A 20986-nucleotide genomic window follows, 5' to 3' on the forward strand; every position below is an offset into this window, starting at 1 on the left:
AATTCAGGCCCTTTTTCGGTCCCGAAAGCGTTGACGCTATCGCCTGCGCCATCTATAAGACCGGCCGATGGCGGCGGGCGCAATCCTGCCGCCGCTGTTCTTTGGACAGTGCCGCATGCGGGGGCAGCAGTTTTGCGCTCTTCGTATGGCCGCCTCAAGGACACCCAAGTCAATACCTTGGACAAATACATCAGAGTTGAGATTTGAACCGGCCGGTGCGCGCAAGCCCGACCACTGAGCGATCACCGCCGAAGGACAGTTAGAGAACCATGGCCAACACCACCTCCGCCAAGAAGGCGACCCGCAAGATTGCCCGCCGCACCATCGTCAACAAGTCGCGTCGCACCCAGATGCGCGGCGCGGTGCGCACCGTCGAGGAAGCGATCAAGAGCGGCGACCGCGAGGCGGCACTCAAGGCGATGCGCAAGGCGGAGCCGGAGCTGATGAAGGCAGCGCAGCGCAACATCATTCACAAGAACCTCGCGAGCCGGAAGGTGTCGCGCCTCACGCAGAGCATCGCCAAGCTCGCGAAGTAACAAGCCGGCTGGCGCGCCGGCCAATCGAGCTGACTGAGAAACACATTTGCCACGAAGCCCGGCTCGCGCCGGGCTTTTTGTTTTTGTCTCGACTTTTGTCGTGGAAGTTTCATCGCGCGAGAACACTTTGCATTGTCGCGCAACAAACTGCGTGTCATGTTTCGTCGCGTCCGTAGTTCTACCGGCAAATATGCTTAACGCACCGCACTCGCGCAGAGATTGTTCTGCGCTAAGCTGGATAGATGGAATAGCGCGCGAGCATTTCGCGTTGAAAATTGCGACGCGGGGTTACCCTGCAAAAGCAATCGAGAAAAATGACGTCTCGCGAATTACTTATGCACATAGCGCTGAACAGCGATTGGAAAAATGACCGGCGCGAGACCAAATGTAAATTTTCTATGAAAAATTTTTGGTATTGCACCGTCGTTTGTGACACGCGCGAATCTGTGCGCTGATTCAAAAACTTGCTTTCGCAACTCAGCATAGGCAACGCCGCAACAGTCGCGAAGAGTCTCGATCCCCGTCGATTCCACGGATTGTCAGAAAATGCGCTTGGTGTATTTATTTCTTGTTCGCGACGCCCACGGCTCTCCAGATCAGCGCGGTTTGAGACCCAGGGGCGGACGCACAAATCGGCGGCGGTGTGTGCGTTAGCGACGCTCTCCAAGCGAAGCTAGATTGACGGCTCATAGCGATATGAGGACGGACGACCTGTGTCAAAATATCTCCGGCGATGTCCCCGGCAATTTGGGGGATCGAACAAGAGAGACCAGGACGTCAGTCGGAATCTGGCAGCGGGAACGCGGAGCAAGGGAACGGGTTGACGACGACACGGCGGCGGCGAAGCGCCGGGCATTTCGGTGTTCGGTAGCGGCAGTTCGAATTTGAAGACACCAGCAAGCTGACAACTTGCCGCGATACGTCGCGGTGGGAGGGGGAGGACTTATGCCTTACGGTATCATCACTGCAGTCGAACCAACGACAGCCGAAGTGCAGATCTCCAGTGGTGCCGTAATCAACCCCTCGGACGTTGGCTCTTACCCGCAGAGTCCGTCGAGTACGCGCTGACCTCGCGGGACGCATCTTCTCCAAACAGCTGATCTGTCGCGTGGCGCATGGCCGCCACACGGGAGAGCCATGTCCGGAGCAGACCGCGCCCGCTAGAGGTCGCGTCGTGGCAGCAAACCTGCACGGCGCTTTCGCAATCATCATCTCTCAGTTTTGGAAAAGTACGAAGGCAATGACGAACACGGAACAGGATCGCTGGTCGCGGGTAAAGGGACGTTTGCGGACGAGCGTTGGCGAGGACGTCTACACGAGCTGGTTCGCACGGATGGATCTGGAGAGCGTGCACGATGAGAGCGTGCACCTGTCGGTTCCGACCCGGTTCCTCAAGAGCTGGATCCAGGCGCATTATGCCGACCGCGTTCTGACCTGCTGGCAGGCCGAGATGCCCGAAGTGCATCGCATCGACCTCACCGTGCGCTCCGCGATCCGCGCAATGGCGCCGGTGAAGGAAGCGGTTGCGCCGGTCGAGATGCGCCGTGTCGAGCGCACCGACGGCCGCCCCGCGCCGGAACTGCGCTCGGTTGCGACCGCGCCGGTGTCGGCCAGCCATGACGCGCTGGGCGGCTCGCCGCTCGATCCGCGCCTGACCTTTGCAAGCTTCGTCGTCGGCCGCTCCAACACGCTGGCCCATGCGGCTGCGCGCCAGGTCGCGGAGGGACGCCGCGGCGATCCCGTGATGTTCAACCCGCTCTACATCCATGCCGGCGTCGGCCTCGGCAAGACGCATCTGCTGCAGGCGGTGACTTGGGCCGGCAATTCCGGCGGCGAGCGCAAGGTGCTGTATCTGACAGCCGAGAAGTTCATGTACGGCTTCGTCGCGGCGCTGAAGACGCAGACGGCGTTGGCGTTCAAGGAAGCGCTGCGCGGCATCGACGTGCTGGTCATAGACGATCTGCAGTTCCTGCAGGGCAAGTCGACGCAGGCCGAGTTCTGCCACACGCTGAACGCGCTGATCGATGCCGGCCGCCAGGTCGTGATCGCGGCCGACCGTCCGCCGTCGGATCTCGAAAGCCTCGACGACCGCGTGCGCTCGCGGCTCGCCGGCGGCCTCGTGGTCGAAATGGGCTCGCTCGGCGAGGAACTGCGGCTTGGCATCCTCAAGTCGCGCGTCGCCGCGGCCCGCGCCCATCATGCGACGTTCGACGTGCCGGAGGAAGTGCTGGACTATCTGGCGCGCACCATCACCCATAATGGCCGCGACCTCGAAGGCGCGATCAATCGCCTCTTGGCGCACTCCAAGCTCAACAACCAGCCGGTGACGTTGGAGATGGCCGAGCGCGAGGTGCGCGACCTGATCCGCCCGCAGGAGCCGAAGCGGATCAAGATCGAGGACATCCAGCGCGTGGTCGCCCGGCAGTACAATGTCAGCCGCTCCGACCTCCTGTCGTCGCGCCGTACCGCCAACGTGGTGCGCCCGCGCCAGGTCGCGATGTATCTGGCCAAGACCCTGACCCTGCGCTCGCTGCCGGAGATCGGCCGCAGGTTCGGCGGCCGCGACCACACCACGGTGCTGCACGCTGTGCGCAAGATCGAGGCACTGGTCGCCAAGGACACGGCGCTGTCGGAGGAAGTCGAATCGCTGAAGCGTCAGCTCCAGGAATAGACTTCCGTCGCAGGCCTCGCCCGTTCGGTCGCCCTCCCCTTTGTTGCAAGGGGGAGCGACCCATTTCGGCCCCAAAACGTGGGGAACAGACGCCGTCTCCCTTGCGCCAGCCCGCCATCCGCGCCACCTTGCGGTCCCCCCGTGGGTTTGATCAAATCCGGTATTGATCCGACTTTTCGGGTTTCCGACGCCGCGATGCTGCCTGAACGGCCGCCCGGCTCTTCCATCTGAGGGATCTGGCGGGTATTGCAATGAAGGTCACCGTCGAGCGCGCGCAACTGCTGAAATCGCTGGGTCACGTTCACCGCGTGGTCGAGCGCCGCAACACCATCCCGATCCTCGGCAACGTGTTGATCCGCGCCGAGGGCGCCAAATTGTCGCTGAAGGCGACCGACCTCGACCTTGAGGTGATGGAGACCCTGGCGGCCGAGACCGGAACCGCCGGCTCGACCACGGTGCCGGCGCACATGTTCTACGACATCGTCCGCAAGCTGCCCGACGGCTCGCAGATCGTGCTCGAGGCCGACGGCGACCGCTCGGTGCTCGCCGTGCGCGCCGGCCGCTCGCGCTTCACGCTGCAGACCCTGCCGGAAAGTGATTTCCCGGGGCTTGCTGCCGGCGACATGACACATTCATTCTCGCTGCCGGCGTCCGACATCAAGCGCCTGATCGACCGCACCCAGTTTGCGATCTCGACCGAAGAGACCCGCTATTACCTCAACGGCATCTATCTGCACGCCGCCGGCGGTGCCAAGGCCGCGACCCTGCGCGGGGTTGCAACCGACGGCCACCGCTTGGCCCAGATCGACCTCCCACTGCCCAAGGGGGCGACCGGCATGCCCGGCGTGATCGTCCCGCGCAAGACCGTCGGCGAGGTGCAGCGGCTGATCGAAGGCGATGACGCCGAGATTTCGATCGAACTGTCGGACGGCAAGATCCGCTTCACGCTCGGCAATGTGGTGCTGACCTCGAAGCTGATCGACGGCACCTTCCCGGACTATGGCCGCGTCATCCCGCAGAACAACGACAAGGAACTGGTGGTCGACAAGAAGGATTTCGAGGCCGCCGTCGACCGCGTCTCGACCATCTCGAGCGAACGCGGCCGCGCCGTGAAGCTTGCGCTGTCCGCGGGCAAGCTGGTGCTCTCGGTGACCAACCCGGATTCCGGCAGCGCCACCGAGGAGATCGAGGTCGAGTACGCCTCCGACGCGCTCGATATCGGCTTCAACTCGCGCTATCTGCTCGACATCGCCGCCCAGATCGAGGGCGAAGTCGCGGTGCTGAAGCTCGCCGATCCCGGCTCGCCGACCCTGGTGCAAGACAAGGACAGCAAGGGCGCGCTCTACGTGCTGATGCCGATGCGGGTGTGAGCACTTCTCTTCGCGCGCATCAGCACTAGATTGCGTCGTGGCTGGGCACGACTGCCCGGCAATGACGAGCTGAGATGACCCCGTCCCGCATTCATCGCCTGTCGCTGACGCATTTCCGCAATTACCGGGCTGCGACGCTGCAGGTCGCGGGCGACATGGTGGTGCTGGTCGGGCCGAACGGCGCCGGCAAGACCAATTGCATGGAGGCGGTCTCGTTCCTGTCGCCGGGCCGCGGCCTGCGCCGCGCGACGCTGGAGGACATCGCCGACAATCAGGGCGACGGCTCCTGGGCGGTCTCGGCCGAGGTCGAGGGCGCGCTGGGCCTCGCGACGCTCGGCACCGGCATCGATCCGCCGACCGGCGAGGCCAGCAACACGAGGCGCTGCCGCATCGACCGCGAACCGGTGGGTTCCGCGACCGCGTTCGGCGATCATCTGCGCATCGTGTGGCTGACGCCGGCGATGGACGGCCTGTTCATGGGCGCCGCCTCCGAGCGGCGGCGCTTCTTCGACCGTCTGGTGCTGGCGATCGATTCCGAGCATTCCAGCCGCGTCTCGGCGCTGGAGCGCTCGCTGCGCTCGCGCAACCGGCTGCTCGAGGTGCGCAACTACGACGACCATTGGTGTGATGCGATCGAACGCGAGACCGCGGAGCTCGCGGTCGCGGTCGCCGCATCGCGCGGCCAGACCGCCGCCAAGCTCGCGGTGATGCTGCGCGAGCGCGGCGCGGCCTCAGCCTTCCCCTCCGCCGAGATCATGCTCGACGGCTGGATGGAGAATGCGCTGTTGCAGGAGCCCGCAACCGCCGTCGAAGACCGCTACCGCGAGATCCTGCGCGCCAGCCGTCCGCGCGACGCCGCCGCCGGGCGTACGCTCGATGGGCCGCATCTGACCGATCTGCAGGTGGTCTACGCGCCGAAGAACATGCCGGCGCGCGACGCCTCGACCGGCGAGCAGAAGGCGCTGTTGATCGGACTGGTGCTGGCGCATGCCACGATGGTCGCGGAAATGACCGGCATCGTGCCGCTGCTGCTGCTCGACGAGGTCGTCGCCCACCTCGATCCCAACAGGCGCAAGGCACTGTTCGACGAACTCGCCAGGCTCGGCGCGCAGGTCTGGATGACCGGCGCGGACCCCTTGGCGTTCGTCGATATCGGCCCGACGGGGGAGATTTTCGACGTCGAATCCGGCCGCGCCACGCGGCGCGGCTGAGGGCACGGAGCAGGCCCCGAAAGGGCTTCGAATCTGCCTTCGAATCGGGCTTTTCGGAGCCTCCGGAATCGGCCTTCCGAGACCTTGAAAAAGGCCTAAAAAATCCTATCTATTCAACAGTTTGTAGAGAGAGACTTTGCGCTAGGCGCAACCCGTCTTTCGTGGCACAAATAGCGGAATCAGCGCCTCATCATGCGCAGCTGATTCGGGACATCCTCGAAGGCCTCACATGACTGAACCTGCCCGGCAGACCCCTGCCGAATCTGAGCATCCCATTCCGGCCGAATATGGCGCGGAATCGATCCGGGTGCTGAAGGGCCTCGACGCTGTCCGCAAGCGGCCCGGCATGTATATCGGCGACACCGATGACGGGTCCGGCCTGCATCACATGGTCTACGAGGTCGTCGACAACGCGATCGACGAGGCGTTGGCGGGCCATGCCAGCCGCGTGCTGGTCACCCTCAACGCCGACAATTCGGTCACCGTGTTCGACGACGGCCGCGGCATTCCGGTCGGCATCCACAAGGAAGAAGGCGTCTCGGCGGCCGAGGTCATCATGACCCAGCTCCACGCCGGCGGAAAATTCGATCAGAACTCCTACAAGGTCTCTGGCGGCCTGCACGGCGTCGGCGTCTCCGTCGTCAACGCGCTGTCCAGCAAGCTCGGCTTGCGGATCTGGCGCGACGACAAGGAGCACTACATCGAATTCGCGCACGGCGATGCCGTGGCGCCGCTCAAGGTGGTCGGCGACGCCCCGGGCAAACGCGGCACCGAGGTCACCTTCCTCGCCTCGACCGAGACCTTCAAGAACGTCGAATATGATTTCGCGACGCTGGAGCACCGGCTGCGCGAGCTCGCCTTCCTCAATTCCGGCGTCCACATCGTGCTGTCAGACATGCGCCACGCGGTCGAGAAGCGCGAGGAGATGCACTATTCGGGCGGCGTCGAGGAATTCGTCAAATATCTCGACCGCAACAAGAAGGCGATCGTGCCGGCGCCGATCATGGTGCGTTCGGAAGCCAACGGCATCGGCGTCGAGGCCGCGCTGTGGTGGAACGACAGCTACCACGAAAACGTGCTGTGCTTCACCAACAACATCCCGCAACGCGACGGCGGCACCCATCTGGCCGGCTTCCGCGGCGCGCTGACGCGCCAGGTCAACGGCTATGCCGAGGCCAATGCGAAGAAGGAAAAGATCGCGCTGACCGGCGATGACTGCCGCGAAGGCCTCACCGCGGTGCTGTCGGTGAAGGTGCCCGATCCGAAGTTCTCGTCGCAGACCAAGGACAAGCTGGTGTCCTCGGAGGTTCGACCCGTGGTCGAGAACGTCCTCAACGAGGCGCTCGCCGCCTGGTTCGAGGAGAATCCGAAGGAAGCCAAGGAAATCGTCGGCAAGGTGATCCAGGCCGCCGCGGCCCGCGAGGCTGCGCGCAAGGCCCGCGAGCTGACGCGCAAGAACCCGCTCAGCGTCTCCTCGCTGCCCGGCAAGCTCGCCGACTGCCAGGAGAAGGATCCGGCCAAGTCCGAACTGTTCATCGTCGAGGGCGACTCGGCAGGCGGCAGCGCCAAGCAGGGCCGCAACCGCGAATTCCAGGCGGTGCTGCCGCTGCGCGGCAAGATCCTCAATGTCGAGCGCGTGCGCCCCGACAAGATGCTGTCGTCCGAGCAGATCGGCACGCTGATCACCGCGCTCGGCACCGGCATCAGCGACGATTTCTCGGTCGACAAGCTGCGCTACCACAAGATCATCGTGATGACCGACGCCGACGTCGACGGCGCCCATATCCGCACGCTGCTGCTGACCTTCTTCTATCGTCAGATGCGCTCGATCATCGATGGCGGCTTCCTCTATATCGCCCAGCCGCCGCTCTATAAGGTTTCGCGCGGCAAGTCCGAGCAATATCTGAAGGACGAGCGCGCGCTCGAGGATTATCTGATCTCGACCGGGCTCGATGAATGCGTCTTCAAGCCGGCCTCCGGCGAGGACCGCTCGGGCCGCGATCTGCTGTCGCTGGTCGAAGACGCCCGGATCATCCGCTCGGTGCTGCGCAACCTGCACAGCCGCTATAATCGCGCGGTCGTCGAGCAGGCCGCGATCGCGGGTGTGCTGAGCCCCAGGATCACCGGCGAGATCGCGACTGCCAACTCGGCGGCGGAATACATCGCCAAGCGGCTGGATGCGGTGGCCGAAGAGGTCGAGCGCGGCTGGGTCGGCACCTTCACGGAAGGCCACGGCTTCCAGTTCGAGCGCACCGTGCGCGGCGTCAAGGAAGTGGCGGTGATCGACGACGCCTTCCTCGGCTCGGCCGACGCGCGCAAGCTCGATGAATACGCGACCAAGCTGCAAGAGATCTACGTGCGTGCGGGCAAGCTGCGGCGCAAGGATGCCGAGCAGATGATCCATGGTCCGGTCGACCTGTTCGAGGCCGTGACCGACGCCGCCCGCAAGGGCATCTCGCTGCAGCGCTACAAAGGTCTCGGCGAGATGAACCCGGAACAACTGTGGGAGACCACGCTGGACACCGAGGCGCGCTCGCTGCTCCAGGTGAAGGTCAAGGAGGTCGACGAGGCCGACGATATCTTCACCAAGCTGATGGGCGACGTGGTCGAGCCGCGCCGCGACTTCATCCAGGAAAACTCGCTCAGCGCCACCATCGACATCTGAGGGCGCTGCGGCGCGTTGCACCGCCGCCATTGCGAGGAGCGAAGCGACGAAGCAATCCATTTGTCGACGTGCGGAGCCATGGATTGCTTCGCGGAGCCTGTCATCCGGCGGCGCTTCGCGCCGACCGGGTGGCTCGCAATGACGTGGATCGTGTGGTGCGCGCCACCACCGTCACCCTGAGGCCTGCGACCGTCCCAGCACGATGACGTCCCCGTGACAGCGCAGCCAGCTGCCGTCCCGCCGCTACCTTTCGTGTGGAAGCTACATCGGAAACTGTGTTACGGTGCCGGACAGCCATTGATTCCGTTACGGAATTTCGAATGGCGCAGTCTGAATCCAAGTCTGAATGCGTTAGGGGACATTCCGCGTGCCGCCGATCCAATACATCGTCGAGGGCGGCCGCCGCCTTTCGGGCACCATCGAGCCGTCGGGCAACAAGAACTCCGCGCTGCCGATCATCGCAGCTGCCCTGCTCACCGAGCATCCGGTCACGCTGACCAACGTGCCGCGCATTCGCGACACCGAAACGCTGGTCGAGCTGTGCCGCTCGGTCGGCGCCAGCGCCGAATGGACCGAGCGCAACACGCTGCAGATCCATGCCAAGGAAATCCGCGCCGCCGATCTCGATCCGGCGCTGTGCGCGCGTATCCGCGCCTCGATCCTGCTGGCAGGTCCGCTGCTGGCCCGCTGCGGCGAGGTCGCGCTGCCGCCGCCCGGTGGTGACGTGATCGGCCGCCGCCGCCTCGATACGCATTTTCTGGCCTTCGAGCAGCTCGGCGCCACGGTGACCGCGACGCACCGGCTGGAATTCCGCGCCTCGAAGCTGAGGGGCGCCGACGTGTTCCTCGACGAACCCAGCGTCACCGCGACGGAGAATGCGCTGGTCGCCGCCGTCGCGCGCGCGGCACCACCTATCTGCGCAACGCTGCCTCCGAGCCGCATGTGCAGGACCTCGCCAATTTCCTGATCGCGCTCGGCGCCAGGATCGAGGGTGTCGGCACCAACACCATCATCGTGCACGGGCCGGCGACGCTCGGCAGCACGAGCTTCGCGATCCAGCCCGACCATATCGAGGTCGGATCGCTGATCGGCCTTGCCGCAGTGACGCGCTCGCCGCTGCGCATCGCGCGCGCCGGCGTCGAGCATCTGCGCTCGATCCGAATGGGCTTTGAGCGGCTCGGCATCGTCTGCGGCGTCGAAGGCGACGACCTCGTCGTGCCGTCGAACCAGACCATGAAGATCCACGACGATTTCGGCGGCCATGTGCCGAAGCTCGAGGACCAGCCGTGGCCGGCCTTCCCGGCGGACTTGATGTCGATCGCGATCGTCACCGCGACGCAGTGCGACGGCGTCATCCTGATGCACGAGAAGATGTTCGAGTCGCGGATGTTCTTCGTCGACAATCTGATCGCGATGGGCGGCCGCATCGTGCTGTGCGACCCGCACCGCGCGATCGTCGCCGGCCCCAGCCGGCTGCGCGGCGCGCCGATGAATTCGCCCGACATCCGCGCCGGTATGGCGATGCTGCTGGCAGCGGTGTGCGCCAACGGCACCTCCACCATCAACAATGCCGACCAGATCGAGCGCGGCTATGAGCGGATCGACGAGCGGCTCAATGCGCTGGGCGCCAAGATCAAGCGGATACCTGCGCGATCGTAGTCCGAGCATGATCCGGAAAAGTGTGCAGCGGTTTTCCGGTCGGATCATGCTCAAACAACAGCTTGAGACGCGACGATTTCTGCGTGAGATCGTCGCGTTGGGCAGTTCGGCCATCCTTCCGGCCGGTTTGCCGTGCTAGACGTGCCGTCATGACCTGCATCGACAAGATCGACCCGGCCGTGTCGCGCGCGGCCGTCGCCCCCTCTCGCAAGCTGCTCACGGCCGAGCTCGCGGAAACGCTGAAGCTCGCGGTGCCGCTTGCGCTGACGCAGCTCGGGCAGATCGCGATGATGACGACCGATCTCGCCTTCATCGGCCGGCTCGGCAGCGAAAGCATCGCCGCCGCGGCGCTGGCGCATACCGTGTATTTCGTCAGCTTCACCATCGGCATGGGCATGATGTCCGCGGTGTCGCCGCTGGCCGCGCAGGCATTTGGTGCGCGCGACCCGCGGGTGATGCGGCGCGCGCTCCGCGTCGGGCTGTGGGCCGGCTTCTTCATGGTGCTGCCGCTGATGGCGCTGCCGTTCCAGGGCGAGCGCATCCTGCTTGCGCTCGGCCAGACCCAGGCGACCGCGCATCTGGCGCAGCAATATCTGTTCGGGCTCGCCTGGGGCATCCTGCCGGCGCTGTGGTTCATCGCGATCCGCGGCTTCATGAGCGCGGTGAACCGGCCGGAGCCAGTGCTATGGATCACGCTCGCGGCGATCCCGGCCAATGCGCTGATGGTGTATCTGTTGCTCTACGGCAAATGGGGCATGCCCGAGCTCGGCATGTTCGGCGCCGGACTTGCGACCACGATCGTCAACCTCGGCACCTTCCTCGCGGGCGTGTGGTTTGCGGCGCGGCGGCGCCCGTTCCGCAAATACCAGGTGTTCAGCCGGGTCTGGCGCATCGACTGGCCTTTGATGGGCAAGCTCGTCGCCGTCGGCGCGCCGATCTCGATCGCTTTCCTGCTGGAATACGGCCTGTTCGGCGCGGCCGGCCTGTTGATGGGGCTGATCAGCACCACGGCGCTGGCGGCACATCAGATCGCGCTGCAGATCGCGGCGATCCTGTTCATGGTGCCGTTCGGCGTCAGCATGGCCGCCACCGTGCGGGTCGGCCAGGCGGTCGGCCGCCGTGACACCGACGCGGTCCGGCGCGCCGGCTTTGTCGCGGTCGCGCTCTCCGGCGTGTTCATGAGCATCATGACGCTCGCGGTGATCCTGGCGCGCTTCGAGATCGCGGCACTGTTCCTCGGCGAGGCCTCCGACGCGACGGCACAGCTCACCGCGATGCTGCTGCTGATCGGCGCGACGTTCTTCATCGCCGACGGCGTGCAGACCACCACCGCCGGTGCGCTGCGCGGCATAAACGACACCCAGGTGCCGCTGCTGTTCGCCATCATCAGCTATTGGCTGGTCGGCTTCGCGTCGGCCTCCGCCCTCGCCTTCTGGGCCAAGCTCAATGCCCCCGGCGTCTGGATCGGATTGTCGCTCGGCACCGCGGTTTATGCGACCCTCCTGATCTTGCGTTTCCGCCTGCTGGCACGCAGACTGGCGGGATGAGGGTCGACGAGGTCACGCCGAACGTGGATTCCGACGCGCTGCTAACCGGCGCGCAATTCATCGACGCGTTCCGGATCGCGACCACGCAACCGGATCTCGATGCGCGGCACGCCACCGAGACGATGTTGGGTCAGCAGCCGCGCTGGGCCAAATGGCTGATTGCTTTGCGAAACGTTCTGGTCACGCCGCTCGGCCTGAAGACCTCGGGCGCGGCCGACGGCGCGGGGCGCGACATGATCGGGCTGTTCCCCGTCATCAGCGAGACGCCCGAGCGGCTGGTCGCCGGCTTCAACGACAAGCATCTCGACTTCCGCCTGGTCGTCGATGTCGCCAGCACCGGCGCCGCGCGCAACATCACCGCCACCACGCTGGTGCTGACCCACAACTGGCTCGGCCGCACCTATCTCGCGGTGATCATGCCGTTCCACCGCCTGATCGTGCCGGCGATGCTGCGCAAGGCCGGGGGCTAGCGCATGACCCTGCCGGTCGACCTGTTCTTCTCGTTCCGCAGTCCCTACAGCTACCTCGCGCTGCCGAAGACGTTGAAGATGGTCGACGACTACGATGTCGCAGTGAATTTGCGGCCGGTCTATCCGCTCGCGGTGCGGGTGCCCGGCTTCTTCAAGAAGACCAACCCGCAATTCGCCCGCTATGTCGTGCTCGACTCCAGCCGCGTCGCCAAGCATGAGAACATCCCGTTCCGCTTTCCGCGTCCGGACCCGATCGTGCAGGACATGACGACGCTCGACGTCGCCGAACACCAGCCCTACATCCACCGCCTGACCCGGCTCGGCGCCGCCGCCCAGCTCGAGGGACGGTCGCTTGCCTTCACCTCCGCCATCAGCCGCGTGCTGTGGGACGGCTCGGTGCAGGGCTGGAACGAAGGCGATCATCTGGCGCGAGCGGCCGATGCCGCCGGCTTCGATCTTCCCGCGATGGACGCGGCCATCGCCGCCGATCCCGATCGCTACGAGCAGGTCATCAAAGGCAACGAGGAAGCGCACGCCGCATCCGGCCATTGGGGCGTGCCGACCTTCGTATTCGCCGGCGAGCCCTTCTTCGGTCAGGACCGTATCGACCTCCTGATCTGGCGCATGGAAAGCAAGGGCCTGGCGCGCCGCAAGGCCTAGCCGGAGATCATGCCGCGCTCTTCTCCGGCGCATCGGCGACGACCTTCTCCGCAGCATCCTCGTCGTGCACCAATTGCCATGGCATCGCTTGAGGTCATCGAGGTTCTGCCGCATCTGGTCGAGCGAGAAGCCGAGCGCATAGAAGCGTTCGGCGGCGTCGACCGGCAGGCCGCGGATCAGGCCATCCCTTCGAACTGCGGCGACCTCCTCGCTGTAGGCATGCAGCGCGGCATCGACCGGCGCCATGTCGGCCGGGCCGCTGCCGGCGCGCAAGGCGGTCGCAACCGACACCATGTACGTCACGATCGCCTTGCTGACCTCGGCCAGCGGCCGCGCCAGCCGGGCCTGGATATCGGCGGGCAGCGGCACGACGCAGGCCCGTCCGATCATCACGACGTCATGGCGCAGCCGCTGGATGGTCCGCAGCAGCGGGCCAGTGTCCGGCCCCGACGACAGATGCATGGAGCGCTCGCGCTCGGCCTCCATGCCCGTGGCGTGCAGATTGGTCACGGCGGTGCCGATGCCGTCCTGGATCCGGTGCAGCGCGTCGTTGTCGAGGCCGCGCGTCAATCCGGCGAGCAATTCGGCGAACGCCGCCGACAGCAGTTCCAGCAGCTTCGATGCGTTGACCCTGATCTGGCTGACCGCGCGCGACGGCAGCACCAGGAACGAGATCACGAGGCCGGTGAGCGCGCCGACCGTGACTTCGAGGACGCGGTCGATCGCGGAATCCAGCGGGTTGGAATGATGCATGGTCGGCAGCAGCAGCACGATCACCGCTGTCACCGTTGCCGAGTTCAGGCTGGGATTGAGCGCGGCGATGAAGGCCAGCGGGACGATCGCCAAGACCAGCAGTGCCAGCAGGCTGCCCTCGCCGGAATGCGGGATCAGGACCGCGATCGCGCCGCCATAGATCGCGCCGCCGATGGTGCCGAGCATGTAGTCGCGGGTCGCCTTCAGCGAGCGGCCGACGCTCATCTGGGTCACGATCAGCGAGGTCAGCACCGCCCAGAGCGGCAGCATCAGGTGCATCGCCACCGCGATGGTGTAGGCCGCGACGCCCGCGGACGCGATCCGGACCGCCAGCGCCAGCTGCGTCTTGCGGGTCCAAAGCTGGTCGAACATGCGTTTTGCGAAGGTCCTCATGCACCCTGATCCGCAATCAATGGAAAGGCCTATGTTAAAGGACGTCGAGCATGGCTGCTGCCCACGGCGGCAAGGCGGCTTGAAAGGCAAAACCCGCCCGCCTACCCTGCGCCGCAAGATTGAGGAAACACGATGGCCCACGAAACCGCAACGCTCGCCGCCTATGTCGCCGACCTGAAATTTTCCGATATCCCGCCGCAGGTGCTGGAGCGCGCCAAGGTTTTGACGCTGGATTTCCTGGGCAGCACCATCCGCGCCCGCCGCGATGCGGAATCGACGCCGTCGCTGATGAAGATGCTGGAGGCGCTGGCGCTGGACGGCAAAGGCGAGGCCACCGTGTTCGGCGACACCAAGACCTGGACGCCGGCGGTGGCGGCTCTGCTCAACGGCGCGCTCGGCCATTCGCTCGATTTCGACGACACCCATGCCGATTCCTCGCTGCATCCGAGCGCACCCGTGGTGCCCGCCGCGTTCGCGGTCGGCGAGATGGTCGGCGCCTCCGGCCGCGACGTGCTGACCGCGATCGTCGCCGGTTATGAAGTGTGTTGCCGGCTCGGCAACGCGCTCGACCCGACCTCGCATTATGCCCGCGGCTTCCACCCGACCGCGACCGCCGGCACCTATGGCGCCGCTGCGGCGGCGGCCAAGCTATTCGGCCTGTCGAAGGAGCAGATCGTCTCCGCGTTCGGCGTCTCAGGCAGCCAGGCCGCAGGCTCGCTGCAATTCCTGGTCAACGGCGCCTGGAACAAGCGCTACCAGGTCGGCGCCGCCGCGATGAACGGCGTGATCGCCGCGACCCTTGCGCGCAACGACTTCATCGGTTCGAGCGACTCGATCGAGGGCAAGCATGGCCTTTTGGTCGGCTACACCGATGACGCGCATCCGGACAAGGCGGTGGCTGGCCTCGGCAGCACCTATGAGACGTTGAAGATCGGCGTGAAGCCGTATCCGAGCTGCCGCTACACCCATGCCGCGATTGACGCGCTGATCGCGATGCGGCGCGAGCACAATCTGACCCCGGACCAGATCAGGAAGGTCGAGATCGGCCTGCACCGCAACGGCATCACGCTGACCGGAGATGCCGCCACCAAGCGCCACCCGACCTCGGTGGTCGGCGGCCAGTTCTCGATGTTCTTCACCGGCGCGATCGCGCTCGACCAGGGCCATTTCGGCTGGGACGATTACGACCGGCTAGGCGATGCGGCAATCGACGCGCTCGCCGACAAGTTCGACGTGGTGCAGGACGACCGGCTCGAAGTCGGCCGCACCCATCCGTTCGGCGCCCGCGTCTCGATCACGACAGACGATGGCGTGCATGAACGGCTCTACGCCGATCCCTCCGGCGAGCCGACCTCGTTCCCCGACGCAAAGGCGATGCAGCAGAAGTTTTTGACCTTGGCCCGCCCGGTGCTCGACAAGCGCGCCGACCAGCTCGCCGACGCGATCCTGACGCTGGAGCGCTTCGACCGGGTGGCGCAGGCGACGCAGCTGGGGCGGCAGTAAGACGTTCGCGGCGAAGGCGCGCGATATCCACCGCTGTCGTCCTGGCGAAAGCCAGGACCCATAACCACCGAACCCGATGATGAGGGATCGTGGCCCCAGCGCCGCGCAACAATCCTCATCTGGGGTAATGGGTCCTGGCCTTCGCCAGGACGACGACGGGGATGGTTCTCGATTCAATATCTCAAAGACGCGGTGTCGATTTCACCCTCCCCTGGAGAGGGAGGGTCGACTCACATTGAGTGTAGCGAAATGTGAGTCGGGGTGGGGTGACGGTCTTTCCGCGAAGATCACTGCCCGTGTTGAGAGATCACCCCACCCCGCTTCGCATTTCGTTACGCTTCATGCGAACCTACCCTTCCCTCCAGGGGAGGGTAGGATCAAGGCCCCCTACTCCGGCCCATCAATGATCACAAAATCCCCGTCCGAATATTTCTGCCGGATCGCCTTCGCGGCCTGATAGTCCGCACAGGTGTAGCATTCCATCGCGGTGGCGCGATCCTTGAATTCGATGACGAAGTTGCGCTGACGCGTTGCGCCTTCCATCACCTCGTACGGGCCATTGCGCACGATGAAGTTGGCGCCGTATTTCTCGAACACCGGCATCGCAGCGGCGAGGTATTCGGGGTAACGGGCTTCATCGTGCACCGTGACGTGCACGATCCAGTAGGCTTTCGGCATGATGGTCTCCGCCTGACGCGCGTTTCAGGAAACTATGGCGCACCTCCTGCGAGATGCGCCACCGCATCAGAAAATTCCTCACGCCGAGATTCAATTCACGATCGCGCGGGTGGTGTGTGACGTGCCGGTCAATTGCCGCCCGCGAGCCGCGCGCCTGTCGCGGTCGCCGCGACGACATCGCTAACGAGGTCAAACACACCGTCCGCCTTGGGCGGCGCGTTCGGCGAACGGCCGAGCCGCACGATGACCAGGCGCTGTGACGGCACGACAATCACATACTGCCCGATCGTGCCCTTGGCGAAGAACGCGTCGCGCGGCCAGCCGTGCTCGACGCGATACTTGGCGCCAAAACTGTCGCCGAGATTGGTCCAGAAGCCCGCGCCGATGCCGACCCAGGCGTTCGGCGTCGGCGACGCCGAGTACTTCACCCAGCCCGCAGGCAGGATGCGCCGGCCGCCGACGACGCCGTCGTCGAGATAGAGCTGGCCGAACCGCGCCCAATCGCGTGCGCTCGCCATCATCGCGCCTGATCCTTCCGGCGTATCCACCGCATCGAACTGCATGACGACGTTGCGCATGCCGAGCGGATCGAACAACTCAGCCCGCGCGAAGCGCAGCACGTCAGCGGCATGGCCGCCGGCCGCGTCGCGGATCAGGTGCGAGAGGATGATGAAATTGCCGTCGTGATAATTCCACGCCTGGCCCGGTGCCGTTTCGAGCGGAATGCTCTCGGCATAGCCAGCCATATCCGATTCCATGTACTTCATCCGGTTGACCGGTTCGAGCGCTGAGGCGAGCGAAGCCTGCAGCGAACTGCCGAGCGCAAGGCCCGCGGTGTGACGCAACAGCTGATCGACCGTGATCGCGTGCCTGGGATCCCTTGGGTCCTGCCAGGCCGCGATCGGCACCGGTTTATCAATCGCAAGCTTGCCGTCACGCACCAGGACTCCGATCAGCGCCGAGATCACCGATTTGGTCGCGGAGAAGCCGAGCAGCGGCGTGTCGGTACCGATGCCGTCGGCGTAGCGCTCGGCGACGATGCGGCCATCCTTCATCACGACAACCGCACGGGTCCGGCGGAACGGTGGCTCGGCCGGTTCGGCAAAGGCCCGATCGAGCGCGGATGCGAGCTGCGGGCTCTGCGGCGCGACAGGCGCGGGGCCGGCGACCTCGGGCAACAAGGCAGCCTGCGGCCGTGCAGGCGGCAGTGCGATGTCCGCCAGCGCCTCACCATGTTCGAGGGTGCAGCCGACGCCTTCACGATAGACCGCATGGCTGCGGCCGAGCCCGAGCAGCGTCACGGTGACGTCCCTGCGGTCGAGGTCGACCTCGGTGTCCATCGCCCAGGTGATCAGGCCGGTGCCGGGCATCGCATCCGTGGTCTCGGTGAAGTTCCGCTTCGGGTCGAGCCTGCTGACGAAGGTTTCGGAGCAGATGATGTTGGCGACAAATCCGGTCGCGACCTTCGGCACGTCGCGGGCGCGGGCGGCGGACCAGCCCAGCGCGCCGAGGGCGGTGGTGGCAGCGAGAATGAGAATGAGCTTTCGACGGGTCACGGGTTTCCTCCGGCATGGCGTAATGGGCGCATGGCAGGAGGAAGCAGGAACGGACGCGGAAGGGCTCGCCGGATTTGGAAATCGGGCTAGCTGGGGATTGGAGGCGGCTGGCCGATTCTGGAATTATTCAGTGATTACAACGCCCATCGTGAGGGACGTGCGCTTGTCAGGCTCCCTCCCCCCTTGCGGGTCCCTTGCGGGGGAGGGTTGGGGAGAGGGGTGAGCCCCGGGCGAGACGGTCGATGCAAACGCTGTCGTCACAACTCGCAGCACAACACCGAAACTCAAATTGAGAGACCACCCGTGTGGTACCCCTCTCCCTAACCCTCCCCCGCAAGGGGGAGGGAACCCAGCCGCCGGTGCGTCCCTCACATCAGCGGTCCCCTACGCCGCCTTCGCCTTCAGTTTCCGATACTCCGTCGGGGTCACGCCGGTGGTCGCCTTGAAGGCGCGATTGAAGGGGCCGAGGGACTGGAAGCCGGCATCCATGGCGATGGTAATGACCGGCACTTCGGCCTGGGTGGGATCGGCCAGCGCGGCCTTGGCCTCCTCGATCCGATGGTTGTTGAGGAAGACGTTGAAATTGCGATAGCCGAGCCGCTGATTGATCAGCCGCCGCAGCCGGTATTCGGGAATCTTCAGCCGGGTCGCCAGCGTGCCGATGGTGACGTTGTCCTGGCGGTAGATCCGCTCATCCGCCATCAGCCGCATCAGGGCATTGACCAGCTTCTGGTCGGCGGCCTCCTCCATCGCGGCCGGCTGCGAATTGGCGATGACGGGCTCGACCGGCGCGGCGAACAGATCGGCGCCATCGACCCGCATCATCGCCCAGGTGATACCAGCGACGATGGCGGCAAGCACGCCTGCGTTGAGCAGATTGGCCCATTCCACGGTCACGCGGCTGCCGGCATAGGCGATCTGCAGCAGGGCGTTCATTCCGCCGTACAGCGCCGAGGCCACGACGATGAAGACACGAACACGGCGGCGGCGCTCGACCAGATCCGCCGACCACGATCTGATGGTCTGCGTCACGGCAAGCGCGATGAAGACGAGCGTCAGCAAATTGACCGTGGTAATCGCCGCTTGCGCGTGGCCGCTAGGCGCGATCCACATGCAATTGACGAAGCTGAACGTCACCACCGCGGCCCAGATCAGGCCGTGCCACCAGCGCAGGGCGAAGGCGTCATCGAACAGCGCGCGGGTGAACAGCCAGAACACCACGATGTCGCCGGTCGAAAGCGCGATCAGCGGCGCATGCCAGACCGAGATCGGCGGCCCGGCGCCAATCGACGCAGTCACCGCATGCGCGGCCGCGCCGAGCGCGAAGGCGATCACGAGCCGCCCCGCCAGCACGTCGCGGAAATCCGCGAACATCGAGGCCGCAAGCACCAGCAGCAGCGTCACGGCGGCGGCGCGCAGGCAGAGTTCGGTTGCGGCCAAGGTCATCGGTCGAAAGGATCTCCGGGTCAGGCGAACAATCGTCGCTCAAGCGGGGCTTTTCAAGCCGGATCGCGGCGCCAGCGCTCGCGCGTCGTGACCCAGATATCGACGATCTCGCCCTCGAGCTTGCCGGGCCCCTCGTTCACGGCGCCAAGCCGCCGCGCCACCGCCTGCGAGGCGACATTGGCCGGATCGATGCAATGGATGACGCGGTCGACGGTGAAATTGTCGAACACCCAATCAATCGCGGCGCGCGCGGCCTCCACCGCATAGCCCTTGCCGCGATAATCTTTGGCGATGCCCCAGCCAACCTCGAAGCCCGGCCATTCCGGCGGATAATATGGCCCGACGCGGCCGATGTAACGGGTGGAGGATTTCTCCTCGACCGCGAACATGCCGAAGCCATGCAGCGCCCAATGGCCCGAGATGACGGCGGCATTGCGCCAGCCCTTCAGCTCCGACGTGACCGGCTGATGATCCGGCGTGATGAAACGCGCCGTCTCGGGATCGGACAGCATCCGCGTGTTGTCGGCGATATCCGATGCGCGCCACGGTCGCAGGATGAGCCGCGCGGTCTCGATCACGGGACCGTCGACCTGCAACAGCCTTGCGCCAGGCCTGGTCAGAGAAACCATCAACGCCTCCGGTTTCCAAGATTGCCCTGTTATCACGTGCGCGCACGCGCCAGAAGTATCTCCGTCGTCCCTGCCTAGCGCGCAATTACGCACGGGAGCAGGGACCCATAACCACAGGGCTTTGTTGTTAGACGAAGCCGTGGCCACAGCCTGCTCCATCACCACGCCCTGCGGTTATGGGTCCCGGCTCGCGCTTCGCTTGGCCGGGACGACGGATAGAGAGTATGATCACCGCAAAAGAGTATGATCCGGCAAAAATTGTAAGGAGTCCGACATGAGCTGGCAGCCCTCGACCGATCCCGAACTCGGCGATCCCAAGACCTGCGACGCGCTGGATCTGATCATCGTGCCGCGCACCCGCGATCTCGGCGACGGCTTTGCGGTGCGCCGCGCGCTACCGCATGGCAAGCGGCAGATGGTCGGGCCCTTCATCTTCTTCGACCATTTCGGCCCGGTGCAGTACCTCGCCGGCAAGGGCATGGACGTGCGGCCGCATCCGCATATCGGGCTCGCCACCGTCACCTATCTGTTCGACGGCAGCATCATGCACCGCGACAGCGAGGGCAACATCCAGGAGATCCAGCCCGGCGCGATGAACCTGATGACCGCGGGCCGCGGCATCGCGCATTCCGAGCGCACCCCCGACGTGCAGCGCCGCGACGGCCAGAAGATGCTCGGTCTGCAGAGCTGGATCGCGCTGCCTGAAGGCAAGGAGGAGATCGCGCCGTCGTTCCAGCATTATGGCGCGGGCGACCTGCCGATGATCTCCGAGCGCGACTTCACCGCGCGCATCATCGCCGGCTCGGCGTTCGGCATCTCTTCGCCGGTCAGCATGGTCTCGCCCTGGTTCTACACCGAGGTCACCGCTAACGCCGGCACCTCGGTGCCGCTCGACCCCGATCACGAGGAGCGCGCGATCTATCTCGTCGACGGCGAGGTCGAGATCGCGGGCGACCGTCATGAGGGGCCGCGGCTGCTGATCTTCCGGCCCGGCGACCGCATCACCGTGAAGACGCTGCGGCCGACCCGCATGATGTTCCTCGGCGGCGACGCCCTGGAGGGGCCGCGCCACATCTGGTGGAATTTCGTCTCGTCTTCCAAGGAGCGGATCGAGCAGGCCAAACAGGACTGGAAAACCGGGCGTTTCGCGCAGGTTCCGCACGAACACGAGTTCATTCCGCTGCCGGAGTGAGCTATTTCCTGTGATAATCTTTCGCGCCCGCACGCCTCGTGTGCGGG

The 20986-nt window shown here is 65.3% G+C and carries 14 protein-coding genes and 2 pseudogenes; 11 read left to right on the forward strand and 5 right to left on the reverse strand.

From position 1 onward, the window contains the following. The first annotated feature begins 269 nt into the window (after positions 1 to 269). From rpsT to AKN84_RS35025, 9 genes and pseudogenes are all read left to right on the forward strand, one after another. Positions 270 to 536 carry a 30S ribosomal protein S20 gene (gene rpsT / locus AKN84_RS34985; RefSeq protein ID WP_021077661.1) on the forward strand — a complete coding sequence of 89 codons (267 nt, stop codon included), beginning with the start codon at positions 270 to 272 and terminating at the stop codon, positions 534 to 536. Positions 537 to 1776: 1240 nt separating this feature from the next. Then, complete coding sequence (gene dnaA / locus AKN84_RS34990) at positions 1777 to 3207, forward strand: chromosomal replication initiator protein DnaA (protein WP_050425006.1); 1431 nt, start codon at positions 1777 to 1779, stop codon at positions 3205 to 3207. A gap of 251 nt (positions 3208 to 3458) precedes the next feature. After that, a complete protein-coding gene (gene dnaN, locus AKN84_RS34995; RefSeq protein ID WP_050425007.1) occupies positions 3459 to 4577 on the forward strand; it encodes a DNA polymerase III subunit beta in 1119 nt (372 codons plus the stop codon). A gap of 74 nt (positions 4578 to 4651) precedes the next feature. Then, a complete protein-coding gene (gene recF, locus AKN84_RS35000; RefSeq protein ID WP_050425008.1) occupies positions 4652 to 5788 on the forward strand; it encodes a DNA replication/repair protein RecF in 1137 nt (378 codons plus the stop codon). A 229-nt stretch (positions 5789 to 6017) separates the two neighbouring features. Continuing rightward, complete coding sequence (gene gyrB / locus AKN84_RS35005; RefSeq protein WP_050425009.1) at positions 6018 to 8453, forward strand: DNA topoisomerase (ATP-hydrolyzing) subunit B; 2436 nt, start codon at positions 6018 to 6020, stop codon at positions 8451 to 8453. 367 nt (positions 8454 to 8820) lie between these two features. Continuing rightward, positions 8821 to 10112, forward strand: a pseudogene (gene murA / locus AKN84_RS35010) (UDP-N-acetylglucosamine 1-carboxyvinyltransferase). A 149-nt stretch (positions 10113 to 10261) separates the two neighbouring features. Beyond that, on the forward strand, positions 10262 to 11659 hold the full coding sequence (locus AKN84_RS35015; RefSeq protein WP_050425010.1) for an MATE family efflux transporter: 1398 nt from the start codon (positions 10262 to 10264) through the stop codon (positions 11657 to 11659). After that, positions 11656 to 12129 carry a DUF2867 domain-containing protein gene (locus AKN84_RS35020; RefSeq protein ID WP_050425011.1) on the forward strand — a complete coding sequence of 158 codons (474 nt, stop codon included), beginning with the start codon at positions 11656 to 11658 and terminating at the stop codon, positions 12127 to 12129. Before AKN84_RS35015 ends, AKN84_RS35020 begins: the two co-directional genes overlap by 4 nt. 3 nt (positions 12130 to 12132) lie before the next feature. Then, entirely contained in the window at positions 12133 to 12789 is a 657-nt protein-coding gene (locus AKN84_RS35025) for a 2-hydroxychromene-2-carboxylate isomerase (RefSeq protein WP_050425012.1), read from the forward strand. A 69-nt stretch (positions 12790 to 12858) separates the two neighbouring features. Here the strand turns inward: AKN84_RS35025 and AKN84_RS46420 are convergent. Further along, positions 12859 to 13935, reverse strand: a pseudogene (locus AKN84_RS46420) (FUSC family protein); the annotation flags it as partial. A gap of 132 nt (positions 13936 to 14067) precedes the next feature. Here AKN84_RS46420 and AKN84_RS35035 point away from each other — a divergent pair. Beyond that, positions 14068 to 15438, forward strand: a complete 1371-nt coding sequence (locus tag AKN84_RS35035; protein WP_050425014.1) for an MmgE/PrpD family protein — start codon at positions 14068 to 14070, stop codon at positions 15436 to 15438. Positions 15439 to 15825: 387 nt separating this feature from the next. On the opposite strand, the gene AKN84_RS35040 is transcribed toward AKN84_RS35035, so the two are convergent. The 4 genes from AKN84_RS35040 to AKN84_RS35055 form a co-directional block, all read right to left on the reverse strand. Then, on the reverse strand, positions 15826 to 16116 hold the full coding sequence (locus AKN84_RS35040) for a DUF1330 domain-containing protein (RefSeq protein ID WP_050425015.1): 291 nt from the start codon (positions 16114 to 16116) through the stop codon (positions 15826 to 15828). A 128-nt stretch (positions 16117 to 16244) separates the two neighbouring features. Then, positions 16245 to 17672 carry a serine hydrolase domain-containing protein gene (locus AKN84_RS35045; RefSeq protein ID WP_050425016.1) on the reverse strand — a complete coding sequence of 476 codons (1428 nt, stop codon included), beginning with the start codon at positions 17670 to 17672 and terminating at the stop codon, positions 16245 to 16247. Between the two features lie 384 nt (positions 17673 to 18056). Beyond that, entirely contained in the window at positions 18057 to 19118 is a 1062-nt protein-coding gene (locus tag AKN84_RS35050; protein WP_050425017.1) for a helix-turn-helix domain-containing protein, read from the reverse strand. Positions 19119 to 19171: 53 nt separating this feature from the next. Further along, positions 19172 to 19747 (reverse strand): GNAT family N-acetyltransferase, encoded by a 576-nt coding sequence (locus AKN84_RS35055; RefSeq protein WP_050425018.1) that lies wholly within the window; start codon positions 19745 to 19747, stop codon positions 19172 to 19174. A gap of 274 nt (positions 19748 to 20021) precedes the next feature. Here AKN84_RS35055 and AKN84_RS35060 point away from each other — a divergent pair, with 274 nt between their 5' ends. After that, entirely contained in the window at positions 20022 to 20939 is a 918-nt protein-coding gene (locus tag AKN84_RS35060; RefSeq protein WP_050425019.1) for a pirin family protein, read from the forward strand. Positions 20940 to 20986: the final 47 nt, after the last annotated feature.

The organism is Bradyrhizobium tropiciagri, assembly GCF_001189845.1.
Classification (GTDB): domain Bacteria; phylum Pseudomonadota; class Alphaproteobacteria; order Rhizobiales; family Xanthobacteraceae; genus Bradyrhizobium; species Bradyrhizobium tropiciagri.